The 6,181-nt window shown below is 45.3% G+C and carries 7 protein-coding genes; 3 read left to right on the top strand and 4 right to left on the bottom strand.

What is annotated here, in order from left to right; translation table 11 throughout:
* Positions 1–435 precede the first annotated feature (435 nt).
* The 3 genes from L4D76_RS26040 (at position 436) to L4D76_RS26030 (ending at position 2,630) form a co-directional block, all read left to right on the top strand.
* Positions 436–996, top strand: coding sequence for a class I SAM-dependent methyltransferase (locus L4D76_RS26040; RefSeq protein ID WP_428443764.1), 561 nt, complete (start codon positions 436–438; stop codon positions 994–996).
* Between the two features lie 320 nt (positions 997–1,316).
* On the top strand, positions 1,317–1,820 hold the full coding sequence (locus tag L4D76_RS26035) for a hypothetical protein (RefSeq protein ID WP_428443763.1): 504 nt from the start codon (positions 1,317–1,319) through the stop codon (positions 1,818–1,820).
* A 327-nt stretch (positions 1,821–2,147) separates the two neighbouring features.
* Positions 2,148–2,630 (top strand): TnsA endonuclease N-terminal domain-containing protein, encoded by a 483-nt coding sequence (locus L4D76_RS26030; RefSeq protein ID WP_428443762.1) that lies wholly within the window; start codon positions 2,148–2,150, stop codon positions 2,628–2,630.
* Between the two features lie 13 nt (positions 2,631–2,643).
* Here L4D76_RS26030 and L4D76_RS26025 read toward each other — a convergent pair whose 3' ends face one another.
* The 4 genes from L4D76_RS26025 to L4D76_RS26010 all read right to left on the bottom strand — a co-directional run bounded on the left by L4D76_RS26025 (position 2,644) and on the right by L4D76_RS26010 (position 6,090).
* Complete coding sequence (locus L4D76_RS26025) at positions 2,644–3,336, bottom strand: IS6 family transposase (protein ID WP_428443761.1); 693 nt, start codon at positions 3,334–3,336, stop codon at positions 2,644–2,646.
* Positions 3,337–3,458: 122 nt separating this feature from the next.
* On the bottom strand, positions 3,459–3,770 hold the full coding sequence (locus tag L4D76_RS26020) for a hypothetical protein (protein ID WP_428443760.1): 312 nt from the start codon (positions 3,768–3,770) through the stop codon (positions 3,459–3,461).
* A gap of 66 nt (positions 3,771–3,836) precedes the next feature.
* Positions 3,837–5,030: a mannose-6-phosphate isomerase, class I gene (gene manA / locus L4D76_RS26015; RefSeq protein WP_428443759.1), complete on the bottom strand. Its 1,194-nt coding sequence runs from the start codon at positions 5,028–5,030 to the stop codon at positions 3,837–3,839.
* Positions 5,031–5,085: 55 nt separating this feature from the next.
* Positions 5,086–6,090: a LacI family transcriptional regulator gene (locus L4D76_RS26010; protein ID WP_428443758.1), complete on the bottom strand. Its 1,005-nt coding sequence runs from the start codon at positions 6,088–6,090 to the stop codon at positions 5,086–5,088.
* Positions 6,091–6,181 lie beyond the last annotated feature (91 nt).

Below are 6,181 nucleotides of genomic sequence, written 5' to 3'. Positions count from 1 at the left end.
CTTCAAGACGTGCGCCCCCCCTCAAGAAACCCTACAAAGCCTACAAACTCATTACTCACTTCAATTTGTAGGGTTTATAGGGCGTTGAACAGGGGGCTGCCCCCTGACGGCAATCCCCGTCCCCCCTTCACGAATCAGCCCTAGAAACGTCACCCATTTTCCAAAGCTGTAAACTTCGATAAATGCTACTTATTGCACTGTGATTCACATAACCAGAGCTCACTCAATAAAACATATGCATATGATGACAGCATCGCCTAAATTTGATGATAGCTGGTAGGTTCTGATACCCAAGGGCGGTAGGTATGCGATCCCGATGCGTAAAAACCTGCGGTTTGGGTGGGATATACGATCTTAGATCGTTTGAATAAAATGTTGGGCGGTCTGACACGAGAACACTATAGATTTATACTCAATCCAGTTAGGAGATGAAAAATGAAAACAGAAGACTTGGGAAATTCAAAGATTCTGAATTTACTTTTTAAACCAGCTGGATTATTGATGGGGAGCAGACTTCGAAAATGGCTTATGGACCCGTTGAAAACCCTACGAGGTGCAGACATTAAGCCTGGGCAGTCCGTTCTAGAGGTGGGGTGCGGTACGGGATTTTTTACTGTACCGGCAGCACTGCTGATTGGCGACAAAGGTTGCTTGGTGGCGATGGACGTATCATCGGGTTTTATCGAACAGGTATCAAAAAAAGTACAAGCTGCTGATTTGAAGAACGTCCGCATAGTCAAACGGGATGCCCTTGATACGGGATTGGATACCGCCAGTGTAGACAAGGTCGTGTTGTTAGGTGTGATTCCTTTTCCTTTATTACCCTTAAACAGGCTATTACCCGAGATGCACCGGGTCCTGAAACCTGGGGGAAGCATGGCTGTGTGGTTGTTTCCGCCTCTGGTGCATTTCTGGGTACCAAAATCGATCCTTCGGTCAGGKTTGTTCACGTATATCAGCAAACGAAATGGCGTGTACAATTACAAGCGATGCTAAACAAKAAGGYAAAGTGGAAAACTYTTGGTTAGTTATRCTCTACTGTTGGAGTCATTAATTCACTTTGAAAAACTGTGATCATCTAGCAGTTCAACCACTAAACAACTGCCTAATCGGGTAGCCGAGGGTATCTYCCCTCWGCCCCAAAACACCCTGCATACGCGCCCCCTTCCAGAAAGCCTACAAACCCTACAAACCGGATTTATACGGGCACCCGCACCCTAAGACTTCAGGTTACGCGCGCGCGTACATTAGTGAATTCTAAATAAAGTCGCTTGGTGGTATACTTTAGCTATCGCTAATGTATGAGGGATTCAGCCATGGTCGCGCCGAAGGGAAACACCTACAACAACAAGTACAAGCCCGAATACGTCGATCAGGTTTACAAACTGTGCCTGCTCAATGCCATTGATCGCGAGCTGGCTGACTTCTTTGAGGTGAACGTTGATACCATCCGTAACTGGTCAATCAGGCACCCTGATTTCGATGCGGCGAAGCGTCTGGGGAAGATGAAGGCGGACGCTGAAGTGGCTTTCAAGTTATTTAGCCGGGCTATGGGTTGCACGGTGAAGAAGCAGCGCGTATTAAACAACGGCTCTGTTGTCGACTACTTCGAAGAGCTGCCGCCGGATACCCGTGCCATTGAGTACTGGCTTCAGTGTCGAAACCGCGATAAATGGAACCCTAAGCAGCAGGTAGAGCTTTCTGGCGATGCAGGTAATCCGCTGGCGTTTTTGTTGGGTGAAGTTGCCAAGGAAGCTGAGGGTGCGAGTCCGTTGCCGAGTGGTGGGGCAGGGGCAAACACAAGTTGCAGATATCGGTAAATTTGACTAGATTTAGGTCATCCACTTTATGTGGATCACCTGAGTAATTAGTCAATGGTAAGGTATTGATTTATAAACCGCAGCGGGTGACGTGTGTGCCGGGATGTGGCTGGTGGGGGCTTCCACCCATCTGCTGTTTTGTAGTTTGCACCATAAGCCTGCATATCGTCCCTAATACCGTACATAACTGGCACAATAAGCGTGCATAAGCTATTTTTGTTGTAGTTTAACAACAAAATGGGCTCGAGCATCATGTATCGCCGCCAGCTCAAACACTCCCGCGTTAAGAACCTTTTTAAGTTCGTCAGTGCCAAGATGAATCAGGTCATGACAGTCGAATCATACTTAGAGTTCGATACCTGTTTCCATCTCGAATACTCCTCAACCATAACGTCCTATATTGCCCAGCCAGAAGGTTTTATCTATCGTCTTGCTGAGCGAGAATTGCCTTATACACCTGATTTTCAGATTGTTGAGAATGACGGTACTAAGTGGATTGAAGTGAAGCCCTTCGCGAAAACCCAGCATCCAGATTTTCTTCAGCGTTTCAAAGCTAAACAGGAAAAAGCTCAAGAACTTGGCATCCCATTGATTTTGGTGACAGAGAAGCAAATCAGGGTTAATCCAGTACTGAATAACTTAAAAATATTGCACCGCTATTCAGGTTTTCAGTCGCTTACCCCTATTCATCTCCGGCTTTTGTCATTGGTTAAAACGGTAGGAAAAATCAGTGTTAGTGATGCCGCAAACCAGTTAGGCATAGAACAAAGGGTTTTGTCGCAAAGTTATGCTGAAGTACAAGCGTACTGATTTCCAGATACAATTAGGCTGCAAGCGCGTAAAATTCATCCCAGACAGATAAACCATCAGGGTTGTCGAGCTGTCCATTTTTAATCATCGACCACAGTTCCACGCCTGCGAGGGTGGCTTTGGCTCCTTCATCAGATTTCCATCCCAGGCATTGATGCATCTTGCCTTTCACTTTCCGGTGGCTTTGCTCGACTAGGTTGTTCAAATACTTAATTTGAAGGACTTCAATCAGGTTGAGCATCTTCCCCATCAACCAGAGCTGGACATTGATATTGTGCAGCGCTAACGCATTCGCACCACTCTTATCGATCACCACCTTTTCAGGTAAGCCGTTATGACCTATCGCCTTGTTAAAGAAGGCACGAGCTGCTTTCTCATCACGGGGATCACACAGTAAAAAATCAATGACATTACCGTATTTATCAACGGCCCGGTAATAATACTTCCATTGACCTTTGACGTTAATGTACGTCTCGTCCATTCGCCACGAAGAGGCGACTGTTTTTTTTATTTGTCGAGCTCGATATTCCAGTAAGGGGGCGTATTTGATGACCCTCCGATTGATAGTTGAGTGATCAACATAGATCCCCCGCTCAGCCATGATCTCTTCGATTTCACGGTAGCAAAGTTTATAAGAAACGTAATAGCGAACAGTCAGGAGAATGATTTCTGAAGGGAAGTGCTGGGCTGAAAAATGGATGGTCATGCGATTACATTGAGTGGAAAGCTTCGGTGATCATAACTCATAGAGTGACTTTGCGACAAAACCAAAAAACAGCCCTATCATGGGCTGTTTTTATGGGGAGAGATTTTTATTGGCACAAAACGTTAGTGCGAAGACGAGCGCGACTGACTACTTCCGAATACGCAACTTGGGCCGCCATAGGTGTTATTCAAACAAGTATGCGTTCGGCCTTTAGAACCGTCAGCATTCACCCATGAAAGCTCGCCTCTGCCATGCGCTAAACCGTCCCTGCATTCGCCTGTCCAGTTGATACTAGCTGCGTTTGGCGCCATTGACGATGCGACTTTGCATCCTTCAGAGGTGAGCAGCCATTCTCCTGACTCGTAATCAGACTGACCAGCGCATGAAGCGCCACTGAATGTTAGAAGAATAACTAAAGCAGTCATTTTTATCATGATTAATCCCCATTATTTATTGAACATCATATTAAAAATAGCAGGGATTTGATTCATTCGTTGAAATTAGTTGCATGCTCGAGCGAACTTGCCGCTGGTGGTCGCTTTATATGACTTGGTATATGCCGGTATAAATGCAGACTCGCCTTTCTCTAGAATAATGGTTTGCCCACAATCATGAGTCAGCGTTAATTGCTCATCTATAGCGAATAGGATTTCTGCGCTATTTACGTCCAGCACATGATCTTGTTGATGCACACTAAAGCCGAAATCGGTAACCGGAATATCATAGCGCTTAGTTCCGTTGCCAGCTCTAGGGGCAAGAATGATGTCATTAAATGACTGTGCTTCAAATCGTGTGCTGCCCACCAGCTCATCAATATCAATGTGCTTTGGCGTTAGACCAGCGCGAAGAACGTTATCCGAGTTAGCCATTATCTCTAAGCCAGTGCCCTTAATGTACGCGTGTGGGGTACAGGCATCGAGGAACATTGCCTCTCCTGGTAAAAGAGTAATTACGTTGAGCATTAATGGCGAGAAGATACCGATGTCGTCTGGGTACTGCTCAGCAAGGTCAAGAACAAGAGCATACAGCTCATCGTCACAGTGAGCGCTAGCGTAAGATATCAGCCCATTAATTGCATCTTCTTTATCACTACCTTCTAGAGATAGTAATGCGGCGAAGAAGTCTCGTAGACCGTCACTGTTCGGAGAATCAGAGAATACACGAACTAAAGGCTCTAATACTGGGATATTGAGTAGCGCGAAGATGGTGGCTATTTCCTCGAACTCACGAAAGCCATTCATAGCCGTGTATGACGTCAAGGCAAAGACAAGTTCAGGTTTATGATTTGCATCTTTATAGTTTCGATGGCCGGCTGATAGAGGGACGTTTAGCCCTTCTTCTTTTGCAAAGCCTTTCTCAGCTTGTTCTTTGCTAGGGTGTACTTGGATAGACAGAGCTTTTTCTGCCGCTAGAACTTTAAACAGATAAGGCAATTCACCGAACTCTGAGTGCGTTTCGTCGCCTAAAATCATCTCTGGGTTAGCTGCAATGAAGTCAGAAAGCGGAGTGCGAACGCCTTCTATTGTGACTTCCGAGCAACCATTGGGATGCGCACCCATCCAGATTTCTGCTTGTGGGAGTGCTTCTGTGTTTTTTATGCCAAACAAACGTTGAATGGATGTTTTGCTGCCCCAAGCATAATTTTGAATAACATTGTCCATCTTCAAAAACATTGGGTAGCTTGACTCACTCATTAGATGATCCTTTTAAGATATAAATACGTTCTTCATGGCTCAGCACTCATCTCGTCTAGCGTTCGTAAAATGTCGCTTTCTCTATTAGCTGCAACTTTTTAGGAGCTTCGCCTTCAATGTTGCGAATTAACATTTTGGCAAGATGACGGCCCGAGTCATGAAAGTTTTGTCTGAAACCAGATATTTGAGGGGTGAAGTAGGCTGGCAATGAACATGTTTCCATTACAACAACGTGAACGTCTTCACCTACGATTTTCCCTGCGCTTTGAATCCCAGCAATTATCCCCATTGCTGAAATTTCAGAGCCGCAGATGATCCCGTCTGGGGCATCTTCTTGCTCCATCAGGTTTTTTGCATATTCGCGATAGTCTTCGATCTCATATCCAGAAATAAGATCTGTTTCTTTATCGAACTTGAAACCACATTCCAATGACGCTCGACGAGCACCGTAGAACTTATGCCATGTATAGGTATAAGCCTGTGATGAGACAAATAGCTTCATGCGACGACACCCTTTGTTGAACAAATACGTTGCCGCTCTATAGGCGAAATCGTAATTGTCGATGTCGTAGTAGGGGTGTTCGATGCTCATTTCAGTTTGACCGAAGGTGATAAATGGAAAGCCTTCGTCGTGCAGATATTTAACGCGCTCATCGGATGGTCGTGTGAGGTTCATTATCACCCCGTCAGCCATCCGATTCTCTACGACATGCTTTACTGCAATCAAAGGATCTTCATCGGGCTTCATCGGAAGAACTGTCAAATTGTAAGGGGTGCCTTCAAGTGCGCTAGTTAGACCTTCTATCAAAGGAAGTGTACTGATGTCACCCACCATATCGCCGGGTTTCTGAACTGGCAAGATGGCACAGATGTTATAGGTGCGACCTGTTTTAAGACCAATGCCAGATACATTGGGTCTGTAACCTAACTCTTTAGCCGCAGCTTTAACGATGTCTTTCGTCGGCTGTTTAACTTCTGGACCATCTTTTAGGGAACGTGACACTGTTGTTACCGACAACCCTGTATGCTTCGCTATTGTTTTCAACGTGGTACGAGACATAATTAACTCTATAAGTAATAGTTCTCGATGATTTTATATGGGTTTACAGGAATTTAAAATGTAAGCATCTACATTTGCCAACAATGTCATG

This window comes from Photobacterium sagamiensis (assembly GCF_050337085.1).
Classification (GTDB): domain Bacteria; phylum Pseudomonadota; class Gammaproteobacteria; order Enterobacterales; family Vibrionaceae; genus Photobacterium; species Photobacterium sagamiensis.
This window is presented reverse-complemented; position numbering and strand designations above follow the sequence as displayed.